Origin of the sequence: Tardiphaga sp. 813_E8_N1_3 (assembly GCF_051811025.1) — a bacterium.
Taxonomy (GTDB): domain Bacteria; phylum Pseudomonadota; class Alphaproteobacteria; order Rhizobiales; family Xanthobacteraceae; genus Tardiphaga.
Map to the genome: position 1 here is coordinate 5,887,125 of NZ_JBPWQE010000001.1, position 25,606 is coordinate 5,912,730.

General features: G+C 61.5%; 22 protein-coding genes. 10 read left to right on the forward strand and 12 right to left on the reverse strand.

Annotated elements, in window-relative coordinates:
- Window positions 1-50: 50 nt before the first annotated feature.
- Window positions 51-752, forward strand: coding sequence for a GntR family transcriptional regulator (locus AB8A33_RS27900; RefSeq protein ID WP_439095719.1), 702 nt, complete (start codon window positions 51-53; stop codon window positions 750-752).
- A 27-nt stretch (window positions 753-779) separates the two neighbouring features.
- Here AB8A33_RS27900 and gyrB read toward each other — a convergent pair whose 3' ends face one another.
- From gyrB to rpsT, 7 genes are all read right to left on the reverse strand, one after another.
- Complete coding sequence (gyrB, locus tag AB8A33_RS27905; RefSeq protein WP_439095720.1) at window positions 780-3,221, reverse strand: DNA topoisomerase (ATP-hydrolyzing) subunit B; 2,442 nt, start codon at window positions 3,219-3,221, stop codon at window positions 780-782.
- Between the two features lie 226 nt (window positions 3,222-3,447).
- Window positions 3,448-4,542, reverse strand: coding sequence for an FUSC family protein (locus tag AB8A33_RS27910; RefSeq protein WP_439095721.1), 1,095 nt, complete (start codon window positions 4,540-4,542; stop codon window positions 3,448-3,450).
- A 157-nt stretch (window positions 4,543-4,699) separates the two neighbouring features.
- Window positions 4,700-6,859 (reverse strand): hypothetical protein, encoded by a 2,160-nt coding sequence (locus tag AB8A33_RS27915; protein WP_439095722.1) that lies wholly within the window; start codon window positions 6,857-6,859, stop codon window positions 4,700-4,702.
- A 112-nt stretch (window positions 6,860-6,971) separates the two neighbouring features.
- Window positions 6,972-8,120 carry a DNA replication/repair protein RecF gene (gene recF / locus AB8A33_RS27920; RefSeq protein ID WP_439095723.1) on the reverse strand — a complete coding sequence of 383 codons (1,149 nt, stop codon included), beginning with the start codon at window positions 8,118-8,120 and terminating at the stop codon, window positions 6,972-6,974.
- Window positions 8,121-8,351: 231 nt separating this feature from the next.
- Window positions 8,352-9,470 (reverse strand): DNA polymerase III subunit beta, encoded by a 1,119-nt coding sequence (gene dnaN, locus AB8A33_RS27925; protein WP_089263411.1) that lies wholly within the window; start codon window positions 9,468-9,470, stop codon window positions 8,352-8,354.
- Window positions 9,471-9,711: 241 nt separating this feature from the next.
- Window positions 9,712-11,145, reverse strand: coding sequence for a chromosomal replication initiator protein DnaA (gene dnaA / locus AB8A33_RS27930; protein ID WP_439095724.1), 1,434 nt, complete (start codon window positions 11,143-11,145; stop codon window positions 9,712-9,714).
- Between the two features lie 1,225 nt (window positions 11,146-12,370).
- Window positions 12,371-12,637 carry a 30S ribosomal protein S20 gene (rpsT, locus tag AB8A33_RS27935; protein WP_068729934.1) on the reverse strand — a complete coding sequence of 89 codons (267 nt, stop codon included), beginning with the start codon at window positions 12,635-12,637 and terminating at the stop codon, window positions 12,371-12,373.
- Window positions 12,638-12,991: 354 nt separating this feature from the next.
- Here rpsT and AB8A33_RS27940 point away from each other — a divergent pair, with 354 nt between their 5' ends.
- From AB8A33_RS27940 to AB8A33_RS27955, 4 genes are all read left to right on the forward strand, one after another.
- Window positions 12,992-13,306, forward strand: coding sequence for a hypothetical protein (locus tag AB8A33_RS27940; RefSeq protein ID WP_439095725.1), 315 nt, complete (start codon window positions 12,992-12,994; stop codon window positions 13,304-13,306).
- Between the two features lie 187 nt (window positions 13,307-13,493).
- On the forward strand, window positions 13,494-14,150 hold the full coding sequence (gene msrA, locus AB8A33_RS27945) for a peptide-methionine (S)-S-oxide reductase MsrA (protein WP_439095726.1): 657 nt from the start codon (window positions 13,494-13,496) through the stop codon (window positions 14,148-14,150).
- 183 nt (window positions 14,151-14,333) lie between these two features.
- Window positions 14,334-14,960, forward strand: a complete 627-nt coding sequence (locus tag AB8A33_RS27950; protein ID WP_093757687.1) for a polysaccharide biosynthesis/export family protein — start codon at window positions 14,334-14,336, stop codon at window positions 14,958-14,960.
- 225 nt (window positions 14,961-15,185) lie between these two features.
- Entirely contained in the window at window positions 15,186-16,184 is a 999-nt protein-coding gene (locus AB8A33_RS27955; RefSeq protein ID WP_439095727.1) for a Bug family tripartite tricarboxylate transporter substrate binding protein, read from the forward strand.
- Window positions 16,185-16,348: 164 nt separating this feature from the next.
- Here the strand turns inward: AB8A33_RS27955 and AB8A33_RS27960 are convergent, their stop codons facing one another.
- Window positions 16,349-17,023, reverse strand: a complete 675-nt coding sequence (locus tag AB8A33_RS27960) for a dienelactone hydrolase family protein (RefSeq protein WP_439095728.1) — start codon at window positions 17,021-17,023, stop codon at window positions 16,349-16,351.
- Window positions 17,024-17,098: 75 nt separating this feature from the next.
- Window positions 17,099-17,440: a hypothetical protein gene (locus tag AB8A33_RS27965; RefSeq protein WP_439095729.1), complete on the reverse strand. Its 342-nt coding sequence runs from the start codon at window positions 17,438-17,440 to the stop codon at window positions 17,099-17,101.
- A 214-nt stretch (window positions 17,441-17,654) separates the two neighbouring features.
- On the opposite strand from AB8A33_RS27965, the gene AB8A33_RS27970 reads away from it, so the two are divergent.
- Window positions 17,655-18,749 (forward strand): HD-GYP domain-containing protein, encoded by a 1,095-nt coding sequence (locus AB8A33_RS27970; protein WP_439095730.1) that lies wholly within the window; start codon window positions 17,655-17,657, stop codon window positions 18,747-18,749.
- A gap of 12 nt (window positions 18,750-18,761) precedes the next feature.
- Here the strand turns inward: AB8A33_RS27970 and AB8A33_RS27975 are convergent, their stop codons facing one another.
- Together AB8A33_RS27975 and AB8A33_RS27980 are read right to left on the reverse strand one after the other, a co-directional pair.
- Window positions 18,762-20,354, reverse strand: coding sequence for an AMP-binding protein (locus AB8A33_RS27975; RefSeq protein WP_439095731.1), 1,593 nt, complete (start codon window positions 20,352-20,354; stop codon window positions 18,762-18,764).
- A gap of 122 nt (window positions 20,355-20,476) precedes the next feature.
- Entirely contained in the window at window positions 20,477-20,890 is a 414-nt protein-coding gene (locus tag AB8A33_RS27980) for a VOC family protein (RefSeq protein ID WP_439095732.1), read from the reverse strand.
- 152 nt (window positions 20,891-21,042) lie between these two features.
- Between AB8A33_RS27980 and AB8A33_RS27985 the strand changes: the two genes are divergently transcribed.
- Complete coding sequence (locus AB8A33_RS27985) at window positions 21,043-22,032, forward strand: Bug family tripartite tricarboxylate transporter substrate binding protein (protein ID WP_439095733.1); 990 nt, start codon at window positions 21,043-21,045, stop codon at window positions 22,030-22,032.
- Between the two features lie 155 nt (window positions 22,033-22,187).
- Window positions 22,188-22,448 carry a DUF3551 domain-containing protein gene (locus AB8A33_RS27990; RefSeq protein WP_439095734.1) on the forward strand — a complete coding sequence of 87 codons (261 nt, stop codon included), beginning with the start codon at window positions 22,188-22,190 and terminating at the stop codon, window positions 22,446-22,448.
- A gap of 24 nt (window positions 22,449-22,472) precedes the next feature.
- Here the strand turns inward: AB8A33_RS27990 and AB8A33_RS27995 are convergent, their stop codons facing one another.
- Window positions 22,473-23,153, reverse strand: a complete 681-nt coding sequence (locus AB8A33_RS27995) for a spermidine synthase (protein ID WP_439095735.1) — start codon at window positions 23,151-23,153, stop codon at window positions 22,473-22,475.
- A gap of 425 nt (window positions 23,154-23,578) precedes the next feature.
- Between AB8A33_RS27995 and AB8A33_RS28000 the strand changes: the two genes are divergently transcribed.
- Together AB8A33_RS28000 and hutH are read left to right on the forward strand one after the other, a co-directional pair.
- Window positions 23,579-23,908: a GCG_CRPN prefix-to-repeats domain-containing protein gene (locus AB8A33_RS28000; RefSeq protein ID WP_439095736.1), complete on the forward strand. Its 330-nt coding sequence runs from the start codon at window positions 23,579-23,581 to the stop codon at window positions 23,906-23,908.
- A gap of 161 nt (window positions 23,909-24,069) precedes the next feature.
- Window positions 24,070-25,596 (forward strand): histidine ammonia-lyase, encoded by a 1,527-nt coding sequence (hutH, locus tag AB8A33_RS28005; protein WP_439095737.1) that lies wholly within the window; start codon window positions 24,070-24,072, stop codon window positions 25,594-25,596.
- Window positions 25,597-25,606: the final 10 nt, after the last annotated feature.

Below are 25,606 nucleotides of genomic sequence, written 5' to 3' on the forward strand. Positions count from 1 at the left end.
GCACTTCGGGCACTGCCCAGAATGCCCAAATCGCGACAGGTTCGATCTGAATGCCAGAAGCGCTGAATTCAAAAGACAAGGTTGGGGTGATCTGCCGCGCGCTGCGGCGGGCGATCATCGAGCAGGCTCTGGAACCCGGCGCCAAGCTTCCCGAGGACTCCCTGGGTGAGCGCTTCGGCGTCAGTCGGACCATTGCGCGCTATGCACTCGGGCAACTGGCGTCCGAGGGGCTTGTGGAGCTGCGACGTAACCGCATCGCCGTGGTCGTGACGCCGAGCTGGCAGGACGCGCGCGACATCTTCGACATCCGGATGGATCTCGAGCGGCTGATCGTCCGCAAGATCGCCGGCAAGCTCAGTAGCAGTCAGATCGCGCGCCTCAAGGCGCATGTCGAGGCGGAGCGCGAGGCGCATGACGGGCCGAACGCCGTGTCCATTCGCCTGGCGACTGAATTTCACATCATGCTGGCGTCGATGACCAACAGCCCGGTGCTGGTCCGCTATGTCAGCGAGATCGCCTATCGGTGCTGTCTGACACTGTCGCTGTTCAGTCGCCCACATTCGTCAGAATGCGGTATCAGCGAGCACATAGCGATCATCGAAGCGCTGCAGGAGGGCGATGCCAACAAGGCGATGTCGCTGATGCATTCGCATCTGGACTCGGTCGCCAACCGCGCGCTGGTGGAGCCGACTCCGGCGCGGGGCCGGGATCTGCTGGATGTGCTCGCGCCCTATGCCGAGGAAGCGACCTAACGACCTCGGCAGCGCGGTTGTCCTTGCTCAGACGTCGACATTCGCGCTGAGCGAATTGTCCTGGATAAATTCGCGGCGCGGTTCAACTACATCGCCCATCAGCTTGGTGAAGATGTCGTCGGCTTCGTCGACTTCCTTGACGCGCACCTGCAGCAGCGAGCGCTCGTTGGTGTCGAGCGTGGTCTCCCAGAGCTGGCCGGGGTTCATCTCGCCCAGACCTTTGTAGCGCTGCAATGCCACGCCCTTGCGGCCGGCATCGGTCACGGCTTCAAACAGCGTGACCGGACCGTGGATCGCGAATTCGATATCCTTGCGGCGCAGGACGCCGGATTTCGGATAGGCTTCCTGCAGGCGCGCAGCATATTCGTCGAGCTTGCGGGCATCGGCCGAGCCGAGCAGCGCATCGTCGATGAACGACACTTCCTTCACGCCGCGGATGGTGCGTTCGAAGAAGAAGCCTTCGCCTTCGCGGAACTGGCCGACCCAGCCGCGCTCGACCTCGTCAGCGAGCGCATCGAGACGCTTAGCAATGTAATCGGCAGCGGCGTTCGCCGTGGCGAGATCGACGGTGACCTGCGGATTGAGTACGCCGGCAATCGCTGCCTGCTCCACCACTTTGCGGTTATAGCGCGAGTGCAGATTGTTCAGCGTCGAGCGGATGACGCGGGCATCCTCGACCAATGAGAGCAGATCGCGGCCGGTGCGTTCCTCGCCCGATGATAGTCGGAACAGGCAGTCGTCGAGGCCGGTCTCGATCAGGTAGTCTTCCAGCGCGCGCTCGTCCTTGAGGTACTGCTCGGATTTGCCGCGCGTCACTTTGTAGAGCGGCGGCTGCGCAATGTAGAGGAAGCCACCTTCGATCAGCGTCGGCATCTGGCGGAAGAAGAACGTCAGCAACAGCGTGCGGATATGCGCGCCGTCGACGTCGGCGTCCGTCATCAAGATGATCTTGTGATAGCGCAGCTTCGAGAGATCGAAGTCGTCGCGGCCGATGCCAGTGCCGAGCGCCGTGATCAGCGTGCCGATCTGTTCGGAGCCGAGCATCTTGTCGAAGCGCGCGCGCTCGACATTGAGGATCTTGCCGCGCAGCGGCAGCACGGCCTGGAATTCGCGGTTGCGGCCCTGTTTCGCAGAGCCGCCTGCCGAGTCACCCTCGACGATGAACAGTTCAGACTTGGCGGGATCGCGTTCCTGACAGTCGGCGAGTTTGCCGGGCAGGGAGGCGATATCGAGCGCGCCCTTGCGGCGCGTCAGTTCGCGCGCCTTGCGGGCGGCTTCGCGGGCAGCGCCGGCTTCGATCACCTTACTGACGATGATCTTGGCTTCGGTCGGATGTTCCTCAAACCACGAGGCGAGGGCTTCGTTGAGAATATTCTCGACCACCGGACGCACTTCCGAGGATACGAGTTTGTCCTTGGTCTGCGACGAGAATTTCGGATCGGGCACTTTCACTGACAGCACGGCAGTGAGGCCTTCGCGGCAATCGTCGCCGGTCAGTGCAATCTTTTCCTTCTTGGCGACAACTTCGGCATAGCCATTGACCTGGCGCGTCAGCGCGCCGCGAAAGCCGGCGAGATGGGTGCCGCCGTCACGCTGCGGGATGTTGTTGGTAAAGCAGAGGACGTTCTCGTGGTAGCTGTCGTTCCACCACATCGCGACTTCGACTGATATGCCGCCCTGTTCGGCGCGCATCACGATCGGCGTCGGCACCATCGCCTTCTTGTTGCGGTCGAGATATTTGACGAATTCCTCGACGCCGCCCTCATACATCATGTTCTCGGTCTTCTCGACCGGATGGCGCAGATCCGACAATCTGATGTTGACGCCGGAATTCAGGAAGGCGAGTTCGCGCAGACGATGTTCAAGCGTCGCGAAATCATATTCGAGTGTCGTGAAGGTTTCCGCCGAGGCATAGAACGTCACTTCGGTGCCGCGCCTGCCATTGGCATCGCCGACCACCGAGAGCGGCGCCACAGCGTCGCCATGGGCGAATTCGATGCGGTGTTCTTTGTCGTTGCGCCAGACGCGCAGGATCAGCTTGCTCGACAGCGCGTTGACGACGGACACGCCAACGCCGTGCAGACCGCCGGATACCTTGTAGGAGTTTTGGTCGAATTTTCCGCCGGCATGGAGCTGGGTCATGATGACCTCGGCCGCCGAAATGCCTTCCCCCTTGTGAATGTCGACGGGAATGCCGCGACCGTCGTCGCGCACCGTCACTGACCCATCGGCATTCAGAATAACTTCGACGGCGCTTGCATGACCGGCCAACGCTTCGTCGATCGCGTTGTCGACGACTTCGTAGACCATGTGATGCAGGCCGGAACCGTCATCCGTGTCGCCGATATACATGCCCGGCCGCTTGCGGACGGCGTCGAGTCCCTTCAGGACCCGGATCGATTCCGCACCATATTCAGCGGGAATGGCATGCTCAGTGTCGGCGATGGGTTGCCGGGCTGGTTCAGTCATGTAGGGGCCTTCGAAGGTGTGCCGAATCAGCGCGGAAAACGGCGCTTGAATCGCTCTATTTGTGCCATGAAAGGCGCATTGCGCCTAGCGCAAAGTAACGCGCAGCAAGCTATTGAATAAATAGGTTTTTTTGGCGTCATTTCAAGTCGATTTGAGGCCGTTTTCGTAGCCTGATTTCGCGCCTGTTCCGGGCGTCGAAATGCCCGGCTTGCGTGCATCCGAGAGGCTATTTTTCGGCCAATCCCGCAGCCGGTTTGGCGGGGGTCCCCTTGAGGCCGCGCCTGGCGATCAAATGCGCGGCCAGCACGACCGGCTCCAGCAGCACCATCCCGAACAGAATGCCAAACAGGCGGTCATAGCCGGGCTCCAGGGCGGCATTGGCGTAGTTGTCAGGCACCAGCACCACGAGGAAGGCCAAAGTGAATTGCAGACCGGCATAACTCAGGGAGGGCGGGCCATTTTCGATGTGACGGCCGATCATAACGCCGAGCGCGAGTCCGATGGTCATCACGACGGGCGAATGTTGGCTGACCAGCAGGATTGCGCTGGCCAGCAGGCCGCCCGCGAGACAGCCGACCAGCCGGTTCATCATGCGCGAGGAAACCGGGCTAAGCATGCCCTCCGCCAGCGATGCGGCCGGTACCAGCATGACCGCGAAGATCGTGATGCTGGACTGGCTGAGCGAGGGGATGCCGAGCCACTGCCAAGCCCACGGGATCAGCGCCAATGCAATGCCGCCAACCAAGGCGTGACGCGCCACCGTGGCGTGCCATTGCCGCGTCGGCTGGTCGACCGGCTTGGCGCGCAGATTGTTGTCCGGATTCGGTAGCGCGCGCCGCACTGTCCAGGTCGAGATCGCACTGACGATGACGCAGGCGGTGGTGCCGGCCAGCACTTCGAGCACGCGCGTCGAGGCAAAGCGCAGGATCGGCTCGCGCGCATGTTCCATGCCTTCGATCAGCACCATCAGGAAAGTGAGGCCGGTGAACAGCCAGGCATAGGCGCGGCGGCCGACGATGGCGAAATAGAGGGTGATGCTGCCACCGATCAGAAGACCGAGGCTCAGCAACACCGGCTGGCGCAGCAGCAAAGGCGCAGCGGCAAGCGCGAGTCCTGCGCCAGCGAGCGTCCCAATCACGCGGAGGATGCCGCGTGTAAAACTTTCGGCGACATGCGAGCGCATCACCATGTAGCCGGAGAACGCGGCCCAGCCGACATTCTCCGCGCCGATGGCGTGCGACAAGACGATCGCCAGCAGCACCGAACAGACGCATTCGGCCTCGTCGATCATGCGCGGCCCGGGGATCGGCAGCGAACGCATTTCGCTTCCGAATGCGTGTGCGATCCGCGATAGGTGAATGGCCAAAAATACCAGCATAGCCAGATATTTATGCCGTCCGGCGCCGCCTACAACAGCCGATTTCTCATGGCTCAATGCTGCGATGGATACGCTCACTGATATGCCGTTAGCTTTGTCCTCAGTAGAGCTGAAGCGGGAGGATATCCCGACCGTCAGGGCCGACCATTAGACCCCAGCTGTCATTGGCCGCGACCTTGATCGTGCTGTCATGTGCAGGCTTGCCTGCGGCCTTGATTGTGACCTTGTAGGCGCCGGGCGGCAGTTCCATGGTCGGCCCGTTCGGATTTTGCGGTCCCCCCACGCCGGGCGCGACCTTGATCGTCTTGTTGTGAACGCTGACCGACACCTCGGCATCGCCCATATTGCCGAACAGCAGCCGAACCTTGCCCGGTGGGGGCAGGATGCCCGCCTTTGTCGCTTCTGCGGGATGACGCACGACCAGGCTGACGCTGGTCTCGTCGTTGCGACGCTCCAGTTTCAGCATGGCCGGACCATCGGGGGCTTTGAAAGCCAGCATGGCGCTGTCGGGCTTGATGACCGCGCTCTGCGTGTCTTCCTGCCACTGTCGCTGCGTAAGTTCGCGTCGGTAGAACGCCAAAACCGAATCCAATCCGGCAGGAATGGAGGCGTTCAACTCATGCCGGAATGGTGCGCCACCGGGCAGCCCGGATGTACCGAGCGATCGCAACGTCCGCTGCTTTGGTGTGGGATAATCGGTGTCGCCATCGGATTCGAGAACCTGTTCGACACTCTTGGCGTTGTCGGTTTTGCTGGCAACGGCCGCGACAGGCGCGCCCTTCAGGCCCGAGCCTGTCGCCGTGACATTGACCTTCGGGCCCATCTGCATCGCCGTCAGCGAGATGCTTTGCTTGGCCTTGCTGAAATTCAACACCACCATATTGGGATTGTTGATGACCGACGGCGCGCTCTTCCAGCCGAGCGTTTTCATTCCGCTGCGGTAAAAATCCGCCAGCGCGCTGACGCTTGATGAGCTGGTGAATGCGAGTCTGCCATCGGCGCCGTCGAAATCGATCTCGCTGGCGGTGTCGGGGACCGGAATCGATGTGCTCGCACCGTCCATCGCGCGTAATGCAGTTTCCGGCCCACGCGCGGCTTGTGCCGCGGCGCGCCTCGCATCCGCTTCGGCAATAGCCGCCTGCCCGAACGCGAGTGCGTCCTTGATAAAGCGGTCGTCTGCTTCCTTTTTGGCCTTCGCGCGCGCTGCGATCACGGATGGCAGGACCTGCACGTCGATCTGCACGGTGGTCAGATCGTATTTGCGACCAATCTGCATCGTCGCAGTTTCCTCCGGGGAGGTGAATGCGAGCGAGGCGCGATCGGCGGTGACGACGGTGTCCTTGCTTTGTTCGATCCAGCCTTTCTTGCCGAGTTCGCGGCGATAGAAGGCGAGCACGGGGCCGAGTTCAGCCGGGATCAGCGCATGCGCTTCGCGCTTGATGGAATCTGCGCTGCCGGTGGTTCCGGCGGATTTGATCCGTTCGGGTTTTGGCAGACCGGCAGATTCTGAGCCGGCGACCAGCTCTTGCGGAAGCGCGAATGGCGCAACGCGTATCTCGACGCTGGTCCTGCTGTCGGCGCCTCGTTGCAAGGTCAGCATCACCGGCAATTGTCGCGTGTTGCCGTCGCGGGTGAAATAGACACGCACGCCATTCGCGATCGTCTCGTCGATCTTCGCGTCGGGCCAACGGGTCTCCGCAGCACTCGCTGATAGCGGCGACCAGCCCAATGCAGCGAATTCTTTCTGAAAGAAAGCCAGCGTTGCGTCGACCGTTTCAGTGGTCATGCATCCAAGGTACGGTCGCCGCTCGTCGTAGACGATGTCGGTCGCACGTTCAGGGAAGGGCAGGTTCACTTCCAGGCGCTGTGAGCTGTAGCTGACGCCCGACCGGTCCGTTCGGCTGCCATCGGTCATAAAGGATGCCGACACGCCCTGCGCCCCCTTCTTGTACCAGCGACTGCGATTCGAGGCCTCGAATGGCGGCGTGTAGGCGATCCAGCCATCGGCGGCGAGTAATCTGCCGGTGCTGGCAATTGTGTCTGCAACAGTGCCAGCGCCAAAATAGCTGGCGCTGAGGTTGGGATACTTGGTGGCTTCCGGCCGGGCCGTTGCACCTTCGATGTATGGCAGCGTTCTCACATCCACGAGGCCGTCTTCGGCGTGGCAGGCCAGCGAGCCGCCGGCGATGGCGGTGCTGACGAGCAGGGCAAATAGGCAGTGTCTGGCCGGGAGCTGCATCCCGCGCTTGCTTGAAAACATCACTGAAAGCCTCCGGCGGTTGCTTGCGCGCATGCAAAAGCGCCGCCCACAAGGGCAGCGACATCATTTGCGCGGGGCACTTAAAGTGAGTTGTAGGAGGTGTTGCTTTGGTTCAACCAGCCGGCGGGCGCCGCGTGGCGCGCCCATTGGCGATGTCGAAGATCTCGCCGGAGGTGCCGATATCCCCGAAAGCAGCGGGATCGGCACCGGTCATCCAGACCTGGGCGCCCAATTTCGAGAGTTCGCCGAACAGCGACTTGCGCCGGTCGGGGTCAAGATGGGCGACGACTTCATCGAGCAGCAGCAGAGGCGTGATACCGGTCATCTCGGCAACCAGCGTGGCATGTGCGAGCACGAGGCCGATCAGCAGCGCCTTCTGTTCGCCAGTGGAGGCATCGCGCGCGGGCATGTTCTTCGGCGCATAAATCACCTGCAGGTCAGTGAGATGCGGGCCGTCAAGCGTGCGGCCGGCGGCGGCATCACGCGGGCGACTATCGCGCAAGATCTGGCGATAGCGATCTTCGACCGCTGTGGCCGGTTCATTGACCAGCGCATTCTCCATCCATCCGTCGAGCATGATGAGTGCGGATGGAAAGGCCGAGGCTTCGCCGCGCACGCGCAGCATCTCTGCGAGCCGCATCGCGGTCTGACCACGCGTCGCGGCGACAGCAACTGCGAGTTCGGCGGTCTCGCGCTCGATGGCGTCGAGCCAGTGGCTGTCACCGTTGCGCTCTTCAAGCAAGCGGTTGCGTGAGCGCAGGCTGCGCTCCAGCGCGGAGACGCGACCGGAGTGATCCTTGTCGATGGCCAGCACGAGGCGGTCGAAGAAGCGCCGGCGTTCGGAGGCGGCGCCCATGAACAACTGGTCCATCGCGGGTGTCAGCCACACCATGCGCAGGTGATCGCCAAACGCTGCGGCAGAGCCTACCGGCTCACGGTCGATACGACAGCGACGGCTGGTGGAGGCGCCTTCAGCCGTGGGTGCATCGATGCCGGTGCCGAGTGTGGCGAGGCCCACTTCGCCCTCGACAGTCGCCGACACGGCCCAGGAACCGTCGCCGTCGTTATTCGCAACGTCTTCGAGCGTCGCGCGGCGCAGGCCGCGGCCCGGCGACAGAAACGAGATCGCCTCGATGCAATTGGTCTTGCCGGCGCCGTTCGGGCCGGCGAGGGCGACCATGTCCGCCGACGTTTCCAGCGACGCCGCGCGATAGCTGCGGAAGTTGGTGAGCGACAGGCGATGGATGCGGGAGGCGGTCATTCGTGAATATGGGACTCAGCTAAAGTCGTCGCAACGAGCCGCGCCAATCTCCGTTGTCATCCCCGCCTAGTGCGCCGAAGGCGCATGCGGGGCGGGGATCCATAACCACGGTCGGCACAATTAAAACGGCAGAGCCGTGGCTACCTAGCTGCAACCAGTTCTTCGGAGGCTATGGGTCCCCGCTCCGCGCGCGCCTTTGGCGCGCTAGGCGGGGACGACACCTGAAGGAACTCACACCCGCATCGGCATCAGCACATAGAGGGCGCCCTTGGCGTCCTTGTCCTGCACCAGCGTCGGCGAGCCGGGATCGGCGAGGCGCAGCACAGCGACTTCGCCTTCGATCTGGGCGGCGATGTCGAGCAGATAGCGCGAGTTGAAGCCGATATCGAGCGCGTCGGAGGCATATTCGACTTCGAGCTCTTCCGTCGCACTGCCGGAATCCGGATTGGTCACCGACAGCACGAGCTTGCCCGCCGACAGCGCGAGTTTCACGGCGCGGCCGCGTTCGCTGGAGATTGTCGAGACGCGGTCGACGGCGTTCTCGAAATCCTTTTTGTCGATCACCAGTTCCTTGTCGTTGTTCTGCGGAATTACGCGGCCATAGTCCGGGAAGGTGCCGTCGATCAGTTTCGAGGTCAGAACCACATTGCCAAGCGTGAAGCGGATCTTGCCCTGCGACAGTTCGATGGTGATCTCGGCTTCCAGATCCTCGATCAGGCGCTGCACTTCACCAACCGTCTTGCGCGGCACGATGACGCCCGGCATGCCGTCGGCGCCCTTGGGCAGCTTGAGGTCGATCTGCGCCAGACGATGACCGTCGGTGGCGACGGCACGCAGGGTTGCCGCGGTCGCGGTGCCGGCGGCATGGAGATAGATGCCGTTGAGATAATAGCGGGTCTCTTCAGTGGAGATCGCAAACTGCGTGCGGTCGATCAGACGCTTGACGTCGGAGGCGGGCAGCGCAAACGAATGCGTCATTTCGCCGGCGGCGAGATCCGGGAAATCATTCTCCGGCAGGGTCTGCAGGGTAAAGCGCGAGCGGCCGGCGCGGATCGCCATTACCGAGCGATCGCCATCGGCTTCGAGCACGATCTGGGAGCCGTCTGGCAGTTTGCGGACGATGTCGTAAAACATATGTGCGGGCACGGTGGTGGAACCGGCGGTGCCGACTTCGGCGGCCAGGGTTTCTGTGACTTCAAGGTCGAGGTCGGTGGCCTTCAGCGACAGCCGGGCATTTTCGGCGCGGATCAGCACGTTGCCCAGGATCGGAATCGTGTTGCGGCGCTCCACCACGCGATGGACGTGGCTCAGCGACTTCAGGAGTTGCGCGCGTTCGACGGTGACCTTCATAACAAAACCCGCCCGATTCAATCCGGTGTCGTGTGAAAATGCCCGGCAGCCCGAACGGGCGCCGCGGCGATGACACCCGCAAGCTCGATCAAGTGGATTTTGCTCAATCCCGCGGGGGACCGCAAGGTGGCGTGGATGGCCGGGAAGCGCAAGAGAGATAGGCTTCCGGCCCCCAATGTTTTGAGGGTTAACGGCAGGTCCGGCCCCGGTGCGCGCTTCGGCACACCGGGGCCGGAATGTCTTATTCCTGCAGTTGGCGCTTCAGCGTTTCGACCTCATCCTGCAGGGCCACGTCCTTGCCGACCAGCGCCTCGATCTTGCGTACGGCATGCAGAACGGTGGTGTGATCGCGGCCACCGAAGCGGCGACCGATTTCCGGCAGCGAGCGCAGTGTCAGGGTCTTGGCCAGATACATCGCAACCTGACGGGGGCGCACGACATTGGCGGTGCGGCGTGAAGACAGGAGGTCGGACCGGCTGACATTGTACTGACGCGCGACGACACGCTGGATGTCCTCGATCTTGATGCGCTTCGGCTCCTGCGGGCGGATCAGGTCGCGTACTTCTCGCTCAGCCATTTCCAGCGTGACCGGCGTGGCGTTCAGCTTCGAATGCGCCAGCAGGCGGTTGATTGCGCCTTCGAGGTCGCGGCCGTTATGGGTGATGGTGCGGGCCAGATAGTCCAGCACCGGCTCCGGCACCTCGAACGAGGCGTGATGTGCACGCGCGGCGGCAACGCGCGATTTCAGGATGCCCAGGCGCAGCTCTTCGCCGAGCGAGCTCATTTCGACGACGAGACCGCCGGCGAGGCGCGAACGCACGCGTTCGTCGAGGCTTTCTAGATCCGACGGCGGACGATCAGCGGCGATCACCACCTGGCGGCCGGCATCGATCAGCGCATTCAGCGTGTGACAGAATTCGGCCTGCGTGGTCTTGCCCTGCAGAAACTGCATGTCGTCGATCACCAGCACGTCGATGCCGCGTAGCGCTTCCTTGAAGGCGAGCGCCGTCTGCGTCTTCAGCGCAGCGACGAAGCCGTACATGAACTTTTCGGCAGTGAGATACAGCACCTTGCGGTCTGGGCCGGAATTGCCAGCCCAGGTCACGGCCTGCAACAGATGGGTTTTGCCGAGGCCGACGCCGGCATGGATGTAAAGCGGGTTGAACATCACCGGATCGCCGCGGCGACCTTCGGCGACCTGACGCGCGGCAGCATGGGCCAACGTGTTGGCGCGGCCGAGCACGAAGCTCGCAAAAGTCAGGCGCGGATCGAGCGGCGAGCCGCCAAGTGCTTCATGGCTTGCGGACACCGGCGCGGTGGCCGTGGCACGGAGTTCGGGCGCGGGACGGTTGTTGAACGTCTCGGTGCGGCGTGCTTCGGCTGGCGCGGCGGCTTCCTTGTTGGCGGGCGCCACGTTGCGCATTGCGGAGCGCACGGTGAGGTCGACGCGGTGAACCTGCGGCATCTCGGCCTGCCAAGCGTTCAGCACACGCTCGGCATAGTGGGCCTGGATCCAGCTCTTCAGGAATCGGGTGGGTACCGAAAGATGGACGCTGTCGTCCTGCACGCTTTCGAGATCCATCCGCGCGAACCAGCTGGAGTAAACGTCTTCGCCAACCGTCGACCGCAGCCGACCTTTCACGCGAGACCAGTGATCCTGTTCCATATTAGCCATTGTCAGAGAACTTTTCAGATAGAGTGAGTGTCCGGCACAACGCTGCCGATGAATGTCCGCGTATGGAGACGCGGTGCGACCTCGTGTGACGCGTCGTCTTCGGGCACAGCTCCGCCAACGGCCATCCGGCCGAGGTCAGATCAGTGATGTCGAAGAGGACCTCGTCGCGAGGTCAGCGCGTACTGGAGGGTCTGTCGGGAACGTGGGCGGAGGTGTGGGTCGCCATATCTGAACGAGACGCAGATCGCGGTCGCTGGAATGCTGTCGTGGTCGATTTGCGCATAAAGCCTCCCCCGCTCGCCGCGGTCGCTCGCGGCAAGATGTCAGTTCACATGTGGTTCAAAGTTAGTCCGCAACGCTGAACATCGAAACTCGTTCAGTCGCATTCCCGTATCGTCGTCTTGCCCGCTCGCCTGCCCGCTTACTTCCGCACCGTCAGCTTTGCTGGTTGCGATTGGCCGGTGCGCATTTCTTTTCAAAGCACCCGAATGGATACCCGAGAAATTTCGACACAGAACAACCCTTCCCATATTGCTATGGGCTGCGATCCGATCAAAGCTTGGAAGGTGTCGCTAACCTGAAGACCGTCGCTGATCCTAAGGTCCGTCCTGGTTCTTAAATCGCTCTGATCTGAAGAACCGCGGGCGCCGCGAGTGATTAAAGAAATACAGCACGCCCGGTTTCTCGCAACGGAATCATTTTTCAGGTGCCCCGCAAAAGCCTCACTTGCGCAGCCCGGAACGCGCCATGATTTTTTTGACGATACGTCAAGGTTTTGAATCAACGCGCTGAATCGCAATGTGACAGTGCCGTTGCAAATTCGATCCAGCGAAAAAAGAAATTCATAATTCATTTACGAATGAAGGGGCGGAGTCCGCGTTTTCAAACTGGTCCGCTTCGCTATGCCGATAAGTGATTAGAGCCGCGCGTTTTTTTCTGTGCGTTGAGTCAGGGTAACCCTAGACATCGGACTCGCGCTGGCGGCGTGACGCTGTTGCTTTTTCAGAATCACGCTGACGCAAGCGATAACGCGGATTGGCGCTCGGTGTGATGCGTTGTGCGTTCCGGCTGTGCCGTTGAAGAGACATGACGAGACGCGCATCGTGCAAGCGTGCAGCCGTATTTGCGGTTCATCAGAATTTGTGACGCGATAGCGCGAACGCATTGCGGCATAAAAAAAGCCCGGCGCAAAGCCGGGCTTTTTAGAAAGAATGTTGTCGTCAGATTACTGCGCGAGCTTCGCGATCTGATGGACGAGACGCGAGACCTTGCGGCTTGCGAGATTCTTGTGAACGAGGTTGCGCTGAGCAGCCTTCATCAGTTCGGGCTCGGCGAGCTTCATCGCCTTCAGCGCCGCTTCGCGGTCACCGCTCTTGATCGCCGCCTCGACGGTGCGGACTGCACCGCGCATCTGGGTGCGGCGGGATTTGTTGACGATGGTGCGGCGGGCAATCTTGCGCGTCGCCTTCTTGGCGGAGGTCGTATTGGCCATATCTCACTATCCTTCAGCAGCGTCCCGTCTCGGGCGCCGGGCTGATTGACGTCTGCCGCTCGACTGCGGCCAACGCTGATCTGTTTCCGGGGTGTTCCTGAAAATGCTATCCCCGGAGCGGCAAAGCTCACGCGTTTTGAAACTCACGGGGCGCGCCGCTCAAAGAACAGCGGCGGCGGGATTGCGCCCACCGCCATTGGCGCTCCTTATAGAGCGCCCGATTTCCACCGTCAACGCTTTCCGGCTGTGCCTTTAGACGGAAAACAGCCGTGTGGTCGCAGTTAAGTTGCTGAAGAGGTTGAATTTCTCGGGTTTGCCCGGTATTGCCGGGGAGAGAACGATGAGGGGATTCGGATGATCCGCGGTTTTTTCCGCCTGATAGGGCTGTTACTGCTGGCCGGTGGGTTCGTATTCCTGGTCTATGATGGGGCACGCTCGATTGCCGATCAGGCGCTGCGGCTGACCCGGCTCGGGGAGTTCTGGAACGACATCAACCAGGCCAGCCAGCGTTCCTTCCAAGCAGCGGTCGATGCCAATGCGCCTTTTCTCAGCGGGCTTCTCAAGCTGCTGCTTAACCAACCGGCCTGGGCCATCATGGGCGTGCTCGGCATCGTGCTGATGCTGCTGTTCCGGCCAAGCAAGCCGCTGATTGGTTATTCGCGGAATTGAACGGCGCATCAGCGGCGTAACAGACCTGCCGTTTCCGTCGTAGATACCTATATTGCCATTCGAGATACGCGCCGCGCGGCGGGAGTGAATCCGGTTCTGCCGTCACGGCGTTGTTGGCCCTCAGATGCGTGCGTTCGTCCAGCGAACCGGAGCCCACTTCGTTCGCGAACGCGCAGGGAGACGATCCATGCTGTTCATGCGTAAAACCACTACATTGCCGACCGCTGCCGAAGCGCTGCCCGGTCGCGATACGCCGATCCCGACTGCCAAGCACCACTTCGTCAATGGCAGCAACATCCAGCAGCCCTATCCGGAAGGAGTTGAGCAGGCGGTGTTCGGGCTCGGTTGCTTCTGGGGCGCTGAGCGCAAGTTCTGGGAACTCGGCGACGGCATCTACACGACCGCGGTCGGCTATGCCGGCGGCTTCACGCCGAACCCGACCTACGAAGAAGCCTGTTCGGGCCGCACCGGTCACACCGAAGCGGTGCTGGTGGTGTTCGATCCGAAGAAAATTTCTTACGAGCAACTCCTGAAGACGTTCTGGGAAAGCCACGACCCGACCCAGGGCATGCGTCAGGGCAACGACATCGGCTCGCAATATCGCTCGGCGATCTACACCTTCAACGATGCGCAGCGCGATACTGTCGTAGCCTCAAAGGCGGCGTATCAGAAGGCGCTATCGGCGAAGGGTCTCGGCACCATCACTACCGAGATCGCGCCGGCCGGGAAGTTCTACTTCGCCGAAGACTATCACCAGCAGTATCTGGCGAAGAATCCCGGCGGCTACTGTGGTCTCGGCGGCACCGGTGTGTCCTGCCCGATCGGAGTCGGCGTCACGGCTTGAACTGACCACGGCTAAGTGTAGATAAACAACGTCAAAAGCCCGCTTTCGGAACTCCCGAAGGCGGGCTTTTTGCTGCCTGATGGAAGGCCATGACAACGGAATTTTAACCATAACAGGCCAGAACCGAAGCTGCCTCTATGAGGGATATGTCCAGTGTCGTCTGCCCGCGCGTTTCGTCTGCCCATGATTGTCGCGGTTGCCGCGCTGGCTTTGTCCGGCTGCATGCGGAGACCAGGTCCTGTTGCAGTGGTTGCGCCGGCCGCCGATCTCGATACCCTCGCTTACGGCCGCCCGGGTTACGGGCCGGCAGCAGTGCCGGTTGCTTATGCTCCCCCGGTCTCGACCTATGATGCGCAGTACAAGCTCGATGCCGGCGACAAGTTGCGCGTCGTGGTTTACGGCCAGGAAGGTCTCACCAATTCCTACGCCATCGATGCCGGTGGCGCGATCACCATGCCGCTGATCGGCCGCGTGCCGGCGCGCGGCATGACACCTGCTGCTTTGGCCGCGAGCATCACCGGTCGCCTGCGTAACGGGTTCATTCGTGAACCGTCGGTGGCTGTCGAAATCGAAGCCTACCGTCCGTTCTTCATTCTCGGTGAAGTCGCCGCTCCCGGCCAGTATCCTTACGTGCCCAATATGAGCGTCGAAAGCGCAATCGCCATTGCTGGTGGTTTTTCGCCGCGCGCCAAGCGTGATGAAGTCACGCTGACCCATACCACCGTTGAGGGCTCGTATCGCGCCGTAGTGCCGCTGGGCACGCCGATCAATCCCGGTGATACGGTGCTGGTCAGCGAACGCTGGTTCTGATCGCGCGCATCAAGTTCCGTCATCACCCCAAGCGTGATTTTCTCCGCTTTGCGGAATAGGTCGGGGTGCTCTCGATAATTTAAGGCTGCGATGTATAGGCGCATCAGCGTCAGGACACGCGTTGCGCTGTATCAGAATCGTCTTCTGCGCTGTAAGCAATGGTCAAGCGAGGCCAACTCGCCGGAGCGCCGCCATGTCGGCGCAACCAGATTTCAGGGGGAATAGATGAAGACGAGTCCGTCGATCGAGGTCATGCGCGGCGTCACTCTGGCAGCCATCGTGGCGCTGGGAGCGGTGTCGTCGCAGGTGTCCGCGCAGACGGCGCAATCCTATCCCGATCGGCGCATCACTTTCGTCGTGCCCTATGCGCCCGGTGGTGCCACTGACGTCGCCGCGCGCCTGCTGGCGCAGAAGCTGCAAGAGTCCTGGAAGCAGACCGTCACCGTTGAGAACAAGCCGGGCGCCGGCGGTGTGATCGGCAACGATTTCGCCGCCAAGGCTCCGGCCGATGGCTACACGGTGCTCGTTGCCATCACGCAGATCATCCAAGCGCCGAGCCTGATGTCGAAACTGCCTTACGACGCATTCAAGGATCTCGCGCCGGTCACGCAGGTCGCGATCTCCCCGATCGTGCTCGTCGTTCCTGAAGCGCAGCCGATGAAGTCTGTGAAGGAGCTGATCGATCTCGCCAAGGCGAGCCCCGGCAAATATCCGTACGGCACTTTCGGCAATGCCACCACGTCGCATCTTTATGGCGAGCTCCTGAAGAAAAACACCGGCATCGACATGACCCATGTGCCGTATCGTGGCGCCGCGCCGCTCTTGAACGACCTGCTCGGTAATCAGGTCACGGCGGCCTTCCTCGACTTCACCACGGCCGGACCGCAGCTCGAAGCCGGCAAAATCCGTCCGCTCGCGGTGGGTGGCGAGAAACGCAAGCCCAAGCTGCCGAATGTGCAGACCATGGCTGAACTCGGCTATCCCGGCTTCGAGGCTGAGGGCTGGGTTGGCATCTTCGTGCCAGCAGCGACGCCGAAGGACATTGTGAACAAATTGTCCGCCGAGCTTGGGCGTATCATCAATTCGCCGGAAGGGACCGCCGGCTTGCAAGCGGTCAATCTCGTTCCCGTCGGTGACAGCGCCGAGTCGTTCGAGAAGAGCTTGCGCCGCGATTTCGACCGCTGGGCGACGGTGGCAAAGACCGCGGGCGTCAAAGGCGAGTAAGTTGGCACGGATTGGCTCGGGCAGGTCTCGGCTGTCACCCGCTAAAGCGGGTGATCCAGTAAACGCAGGGGTTCGTGATTAGCCCTGGTGACAACGTATATTGGATCGCCCGGTCAAGCCGGGCGACACCGAGAGTGTGATAAGGAGAGACGCGCCCTCGTCTCTTACTTCACCAGATGCTTGGCCAGAAAGCCTAGGCTGCGCTCCCTGGCGACATCTGCGCTGGCCTTGTTGTAGCTGGCGCGCTGATCGCAGTTGAAGCCGTGTTCGGCACCGTCATAGACGAAGACCTCCACATCCGGCCGCTTGGCGCGGATGGTCTCGACGTCCGACAGCGGAATGCCGTGATCCTTTTCACCGAAATGCAGTTGCGTCGGTACGGTCGGCTTGTCGTCGGCAAAGCGCACCACGGCGCCGCCGTAATAGCCGATGGCGGCGCTGAGGCCCGTCAACTTCGCGGCGGCGGCGTAGGCAACGCTGCCGCCAAGGCAGAAGCCGATGATGCCGACATTGCCGATATCCCCAACGGAATCGATCGCGGCCTGGGTATCGCGCAGCATCGCGGGCCAATCCGGATTGGCAACGAACTTGCGCGCGATGGCGATTTCCTCGGGCGAATAGCCGGACTGGAAGTTGGGTTCGGTGCGATCGAAGATCGACGGCGCCACCGCCACATAGCCTTGCACAGCGAAGCGATCGCAGACCGTGCGGATGTGGTTGTTTACGCCGAAGATTTCCTGGATCACCACCACGGCGCCCTTGGGCTTGCCCGCAGGCTGCGTGCGGTAGGCGCCGAGCTTGAAGCCGTCAGATGCAGTCAGCGTGATGTCTTGTCCCACGAGGTATTCCATATCGTTGTTAAGGGGTGAGGTCTGTTTGGCGCGGACGACAGCACTGGTCTACTCACAAAGCGGCTACTGCCACATCCAATGCCGGCCCCAGTCGCCCTTCCAGCCGGTCAGGCGTCCCTTGCGAAACTGGAGATAGAGGCGATCGCGGCGGTCAAAGAAGCCGCTGCCGCCGAAGGTTAGGACCGCCAGATAGATCTCATGCCCCGGCCGGCCGCTGATATAGGTCAGCGGCGCGCCTAGTGCGTGGGCGGCATCATCCACCGCCATGCCGAAGGCCAGCGGCGTGGTGTTCGAAAGGGTTGCCGTGAATAGCAGATCGGGCGTCGTTCCGGCGGGCTGCCCGTGGGCTGGAACCGTGACGGCGAGGGCGGTCGCTACGCCGAGGATGAACCTGATGGTCTTCATGGCGCGATTGTTTTCCGGATCGGATTCCGGCGCAAGGCGGCTTTGCTTAAAGTTTTCACGAAGTCCCTAACCGGCTGATAGCGCTATCCGCCGGAATGAAACCTTCCCGAGGTCGATCAGGAAGCATTAACAATACCCATTAAGCTTCAAGAACCCTGTTCCAAGGTATGTATGTCCTGCTTGCGGCCCGTTCACCGCAATAGATCGAGGGCATATGACCGCTTCAGTCAAACAATCGCCGGCGCGCCGCCGACTGCTTCTGGCATCGGACCGCAGCGATAGCAGCAGTGAACTCGTCGATATTCTGCAGAAGGTTGGCGAGGTCGATGTTGTCCCAACATCAGCCATTCCGGAGACGCCGCCTAGCGAGCTGTCGGGTATCGTGGTCGATATCAATCTGCGTTCGGCAGAGGCCGTGCAGCGCGTGCGCAACAAACTGCGCCACAAATCCTATGAAGCGATACCGCGTTTGTTCGTGCTGGCCGACTCGCTGCATCACGGATCGATGCAGGCCTGGGCGCTCGGCGCCACTGATACGATCGCGCGGCCGTTCGATGCGCGCGGCATTATGCAGCGTATCCGCGCCGCGTTTCCGAACCCACATGACGAGGACTTCTCCGCCCGCGGCAAGGCGCTGAATCGCGGCGTCGAAGCCGCCCATGCGGTGATGGTCAAGATCTTCGAGAAGTTGCCCGCTGGCGTGCCGCTCACTTTCAACGACGTGATGCAGGCGGAGAACCAGATTCTGAAGGCCATCAAGCGCACGTCGCTGCGCGAATGGCTGGCCGCCGTCGGTCGTCATCACAATCACAGCTATCGTCACTGCCTGTTCGTGACTGGCTTCGCGGTGGCCTTTGCGCAGCATCTCGGCATGCGCGACGAAGATCAGCGCCGTCTCACGCGCGCAGCCCTGGTCCATGATGTGGGCAAGGCTTTCATCCCGGTCGCGATCCTGGACAAGCCGGGCAAGCTCACCGAGGAAGAGACGCTCGAAATCCGCAAGCATCCGCGTCTCGGCTTTGAGGCGCTGGTCGCGCAAGGCAGTTTTCCGCGCGAGATGCTCGACGTGGTGCTGCATCACCACGAATTCCTGGATGGTAGCGGCTACCCCGATGCGCTGGCCGGCGACCAGATCAGCGATATCGTGCGCCTGATGACCATCGTCGACATCCACGCGGCTCTGGTGGAGCGGCGCGCCTATCGCATGGCCTTCACGCATGCCAAGGCGTTCGAGATCATGGAGCAGATGGGCGACAAGATCGACCAGCAACTGCTACAGGTGTTCCGCCCGGTGGCGCTCGGCGCGTAAGCGTCGTTCGTCTCAGGCCAGCAGCTTGCGCAACTCGGCCTTGGCGACTTTCTCCAGAGTTGAACGCGGCATCTCGTCGACGAAGTGGATTTCACGCGGCACCTTGAAATCCGCCAGACCGCTCTTGCAGGCCGCCATGACATTGTCATGCAGCGCCGGGGGCACCTGCGCCACGCCGGTATGGGGAATGATGAAGACCACCGGCACTTCATCCAGCATGGGATGTTTCTTGCCGACGACGGCAGCTTCGCGCACGCCGGGCACGGTGATGACAACCTGCTCGATCTCGGACGCCGCGACGTTCTCGCCGCCGACCTTCAGCATGTCCTTGGCGCGATCGCCGAACTTGATATAGCCGCGCTCCAGCAGCGTGACGCGGTCGCCGGTGATGAAGAAGCCGTTGGTGTCGAAACTGTCTGAGGTCGCGGCTTCGTTGTGGAGATACTCCTTGAACAGCGACAGGCCGGGAATGCCCTTGATCGTGAGGTTGCCAGTCTCGCCCACGGCGGTCGGCGTGCCGTCGTCATTGGTGACGCGAATGCCATATTCGGTTGCGGCGCGGCCGATAGCCATGGGCGTATTAGGCTGGTCGACCTCGCCGATGATGCCGTGAGTAATGGTCTCGGTCATGCCCCACCAGCCGATGATCTTGACGCCGAATTTGGCGAAGGCCGGCGGGTCGCAGAACGACGCACCCCACAGCCGGAAATGATGTTTCGGTACATCGTGCTCGAGCAGCGCCTTCAAGCAGAACGGAATCGTCGAAAGCCAGGTCGCGCGATGTTCGAGGGCGACGGACCAGAACCGGCGCGCGGAGAAGCGCGGCTGGAGCACGATGGAGGCGCCGACCCACAGCGTCGCCAACATCGAATAGGCCAGCGCATTGGTATGGAATAGCGGCAGATAGGTCATATGCGTATCGAACGCATGCAGGTCCTGATGCGCAGCGTTCACCTTGCCGCCCCATAAAGCATTGGCGTGGGTCCACAGTACGGCCTTGGGCCGCGACGTCGTGCCCGACGTATATTGCACGCTGCAATGCGCCCAGGGATCGACAGGGCGGCGCGGACGATCGGCGCTGTCGGCGAACAGGGATTCGAACCGCTCAGCCTTGCCCACAGCATGGCCGTCGGCCGACGCGCCGGCGTTGTGCGACGTCACCGCGATCCAGCGCAGCTTGCGGCAATTAGCGGCGACGATTTCGGCATAGGATGGCTGGGTGATCGCGGCGACGGCGCCGCAATGATCGGCGAAATATTCGATCTCGGCGGCTGACGAGCGGGTATTCGTGGTGACCGCGATGGCGCCGAGTTCGACGCAGGCGAACCAGGCCAGCAGCATCTCGACGCAATTGTCGAGATGGATCAGCACATAGTCGCCCTGGACGATACCGCGTCTGGCAAGTCCTGCGGACAGTGCGCCGACGCGATCGTGAAACTCGCCATAGGTCCATGGCCGTGCCGGTGCATCGAACGGCGACCAGATGATGAAGGGATGATCGCGCCGCGTTTCGGCACGCATGCGCAGCAGCGACGGCACGTCCATGCCGTCGAACGGGCCGATCGAACCGGGAATCATGGCGGGATTTGTCGCGGGGTGGGGCATGCATCCTCCGTCGAAAGCCGCCGGAGCGACCGCTTGTGCGGTGCGGCTTTCTTATTCTTGTTTTTACGGAAGATGTTGTGCCATCGGCGGCGGCGCGGCGCAAACTGCCCCGGCATGCAGGCTCAGCCTATTTCGTAAGATGAAATTTCAATCAGGCTGCCATCGGGATCCCGGCAATAGACCGAGCGTAAGGTGCCCCGCGCGCCCTGTTTGGCCACCGGGCCTTCCTCGATCGCGACACCGCAAGCGCCGAGATGCGCGACCACGGCGCTGGGCGGCGATGCAGTGAGAAAACAGAGGTCGTCGCTGCCGGCCATCTCATGATCCGCCGTGAACCACTCGACCTTATCGGCACCGACTGGCCGCAGATTGATCTTTTGCACGCCAAAACTCACCGATGTGCGCGGCGACTTGCCCGGACCGGGATCGAACACCTTCACCTCCATGCCCAGGACGCGTTGATACCAGGTGGCGGAACGCTGAACATCAGTGACATTCAGGACGAGATGATCGAGGGCCGTGACGGTGAGGGACATGAATGGTCCTTGGCTTGCCTTGACGTTTCTTTGGGCTGGTGCCGCAGTAGTGTCGCACTGGTCGATAGTTGAATTGTTTGGTAGATACGGCCGTTGTCAATTCAACACACGCTGACCGCGCGCAAAGTTGCGGCAGCCGGAGGGAATAAAATATGACGTCACGTCGTGCCGCGATCGGTCTGATTGCGCTTGGCTTTTCTGCTTTTACTGCAACCGCTCTCGTTCCTGTCAGCTCGGCGCTGGCCGTGGATTATCCGACGCGGCCAGTACGTTTCGTTGTCGGCTATCCTGCTGGTGGTGCAACCGATATTCTGGCCCGCCTGATCGGGCAAAAGCTATCCGAGCGAACCGGTCAGCAATTCGTCGTCGAGAACAAGCCGGGAGCCGGCAACAATATCGGCACCGAATCTGTCGTGAATGCAGAACCCGACGGCTACACCATCCTGCTGGTCAATCCGGCAAACTACATCAACGCGACGCTTTATGGGAAGCTAAGCTTCAATTTCGTGCGTGATATCGCGCCTGTCGCCGCCTTCCATCGCACTGCCAATGTGATGACCGTTAACAAGGACATCACAGCGAAGACCGTTGGGGAATTCATCGCCTATGTGAAGGCCAATCCGGGCAAGGTGAACATGGCGTCGTCGGGTAACGGCACCTCGGTGCATCTGTCCGGCGAGATGTTCATGATGCTGTCAGGCGCCAAGATGCAGCATGTGCCCTATCGCGGTGCTGCGCCAGCGATCACTGATATGCTCGGCGGTCAGGTCCAGGTGATCTTCGACAACATGCCGTCAATCATCCAGCATATCCGCTCGGGCAGCCTTCGTGCGCTGGCGGTGACGACCACAGAGAAGTCGTCGCTGTTACCCGATGTGCCGACCGTCGCGGAAACCGTGCCGGGTTATGAGGCCAGCGCTTTGTTCGGCATGGGTGCGCCGAAGAAGACTCCGCCAGAGATTATCGCCAAGCTCAACGCGGACGTAAATGCGGTGCTGGCCGATCCGGCAGTCAAGGCCAAGCTGATCGATCTCGGCGGCGAGCCGCTGATCGGACCGCCGGAAGCCTTTGGCAAGATGATCGTCTCGGAGACCGAGAAGTGGGAGAAAGTGGTCAAGGCCGCGGGCCTTAAGGTCGAATGAACCCATGCGGCACTATGGTGTCTAACCCTCGTGATGACGCCAGCGCCAGCGTGTGATCACGAGACCGGGATGTACCGGAGTCTGCGGGAACGTTCATCCGCAGGCTCTGTTGCTTTCTGGAGATGTCACAGGACCGCTGCCGCGGAGGAGAAGAGATGATGCGTAATCTGATGCTGGCCGTGCTGGCCGTTGGTGGTGTTTCGGCCATGGCTTCCAGCCCTGCAGTTGCCGCCCCGACCTATCCCTATTGCATCCAGTCGCAGGCTTTCGGGACCGATTGTTCCTATCCGAGCTATGAGGCGTGCCAGGCCACCGCATCGGGTCGCGGCGTCGACTGCATCGTCAATCCGCGTCTGGCGTTCAGCCCGCAGCCCTATAGCGAACCGCGCCGCAGTCGGCGTTCGGTTGCCTATTAAGACCCATCTTCATGGCGGCGACGGCTATGTTTTTGGCTTCGTCGCCAGCCAGATGACATGACGGGCGCCACCGCGTGTGCCGGTGGCGCGGATCTTGATTTCCTCGGCGTTGAAACCTGCTTTGCCGAGGAGGGCAGTGAATTTGTCATATGGAAATGACGACCAGACGGCCAGCACGCCGCCCGGACTGAGCGCAGCCTGGGCCGCGCGCAACCCTTTCAGGTCATAGAGCGCATCGTTCGATTTTCGCGTCAGGCCTTCGGGCCCGTTGTCGACGTCGAGCAGGATCGCATCATACTTGCCGCGTGCACCGGCGATGGCTTTAACGACATCGCCTTCGACAATCTCCACACGCGGATCAGTCAGGCTGTCGCCAGACAGCTCAGCCATTGGGCCACGCGCCCAGGCGACGATTGCGGGGACCAGTTCGACTACGGTGATCTTCGCTTTCGGGCCGAGCACCTTTAGCGCCGCGCGCAATGTAAAGCCCATACCATAACCGCCGATCAAAAGCCGCGGCGCCTTCATGTCCTTGAGGCGAAAGCAGGTGAGCGTCGCCAGCGCTTCCTCGGAGCCGAACAGCCGACTGCTCATCAATTCGTTCTGGCCGAGCTTGATGGTGAACTCGTGCCCGCGCTGCATCAGGCGCAGCGGCACGCCGCCGCCGGGTACTTCGGTCGTATCGATCAGTTTCCAGGGAAGCACGGGTGTCTTTCATCAAGCGATTGCGCGGCGGCAGGTGGTAGCGCGAGAACCGAGTTCCACGCAACTCGGCTATCATGCAAAAGCCTTACAGCAATTGAAGTCGCTCGTGCCGCAGCACTTCGATCGCAGTGGGACCAGATGCAGGGTTCCAGTCTCTGGAATAGCTCCAACACGTCGCCGCAGCTTTGTTTAAAGGGAACTACACTGATGAAGTACTTCATGCGGCAGCTCCGTTCGGCGTTCTTAACGGGCGGATAACTAACCGAGCGGGTTGTGCCGGTGCATTGATAGAACGGAATTGCCAACGGTATCCCGTGCCTCTAAGCAGAATGGAGACCAACGCATCTTCGGGTTGCGCATCGCGCGGCAAGACGGAGACGCTTTCGTCGGGGCCGAATGATCTTCAACTCATCGAGAGGAATAGAATGACCAAAATTCTGCACCTGATGGCGGCATGTCTCGTCGCCATGTTCATCGTCTCGACGCAGGCAAGTGCTGCGCCGATGATGGGCCAGAGCGTCGCTGTCGAAGCGCACGTGATCCCGGTTGCGGGTGGCTGCGGTCCGAACGGCTGGCGCGGTCCCTATGGCGGCTGCCGCTATACGCCTTATTACGGCCCGCTCCCGGGCGGCTACTATCAGGAAGCTCCCGTGATGGGTAACGGCTGCCCTCCCGGTTACTGGCGCGGTCCGTGGGGACACTGCCGCAACACGCCCTATCACGGCAACCTGCCGGGCGGCGGCTGGAAGCCATAAGCCAAACGTGACGCTGCGTTGCACGTCGCAGCGCACGGCCTGACTGTCGATCAGCTGAAAGGCCAGCCGCAGGGCTGGCCTTTTTGTTGCACGCAAACATTGAAGCGCAGCGTTGGATGTGTTGCCTTGGGCCATCTACGGGACGGCTTGGAGTTACTTTTATGACGATGCGGTTCACACCGGGTGCGGTGACACTGGCAGATTGGCGGTCGATCTATCGGGGGGCAGTACCAGTTCTCGATGAGAGCTGTATTCCCCACATCAATGCCAGTGTTGCGGCAGTTGCCCGGATCGTTGCCAAGGGCGAACCCGTCTATGGCATCAATACAGGCTTCGGAAAGCTTGCTCATGTCGGCATAGAAGCCAAAAGCATCACGGCCCTGCAGAAAAACATCGTGCTGTCGCATTGCGTGGGCGTCGGCGACCCGGCGCCGGCGCCGGTGGTGCGGCTGATGATGTGTCTCAAGCTTGCGAGCCTGGCACAGGGTTTCTCCGGCGTTCGCATGGAGACGGTTCAGTTGCTCAGCGCCATGATTGCGCATGACATCACGCCCATCGTGCCCGCGCAGGGATCAGTCGGTGCCTCCGGCGATCTGGCCCCGCTCGCGCATATGGCGTCCGTCATGATCGGCGTCGGCGAGGCGCTGACGAAGTCCGGGCGATTGCCGGCGACGGAGGCGCTCGCCAGTGCGGGTCTGCAGCCGATCGAGCTGCAGGCCAAGGAAGGACTGGCGCTACTGAACGGCACGCAGTTCTCGACCGCCTATGCACTTGCGGGATTGTTCGAGGCTGAAATTCTTTTCAAGACAGCGCTCGTTAGTGGTGCTTTGTCCACCGATGCCGCGCGTGGCTCGGATACGCCGTTCGATCCGCGCATCCATCAACTGCGCAAGCATGAAGGACAGATCGTTTCGGCCCAGGCATTGAAGGAACTTCTCGCCGGCAGCGCGATTCGCGAGTCGCACCGCACCGGCGACGTCCGTGTTCAGGATCCTTATTGCCTCCGCTGTCAGCCTCAGGTGATGGGCGCCGCGCTGGACGTTTTGCGACAGACGGCCACCACACTTCTTACCGAAGCGAATGGCGTCTCTGACAATCCACTGGTCTTTGCCGACGACGATATTGCGATCTCCGGTGGCAATTTCCATGCGGCGCCGGTTGCTTTTGCGGCGGATATGATGGCGCTTGCGATCTGTGAGATCGGATCAATCTCAGAGCGCCGGATCGCCATGCTGGTGGATCCGGTGCTATCCGGTGTGCCTGCGTTCTTGACACCGAAGCCGGGGCTTAATTCCGGTTTCATGATCGCGCAAGTGACGGCGGCGGCGCTGGTATCTGAGAACAAGCAGCGAGCTTACCCGGCCAGCGTCGATTCGATTCCGACATCGGCCAATCAGGAAGATCATGTCTCGATGGCTGCCCATGCGGCGCGCCGGCTACTACCGATGATCGAGAATGCAATGGCCGTCATTGCCATCGAGCTGCTGGCGGGCGCACAAGGCTGTGATTTTCATGTGCCGCTCAAGTCCAGCGATCATCTGGAAAGCGTTCGCGAGCGCATTCGGGCCGAGGTGGCTCATCTCGACGAGGACCGATATTTTCACGACGACATCCAGAAATCGCTTCGCCTCGTGCGATCCGGCGCGATCGTCGCGGCAGCGAATCTCGACACGATCCCGGGCGTATAGAGCGCGGAGC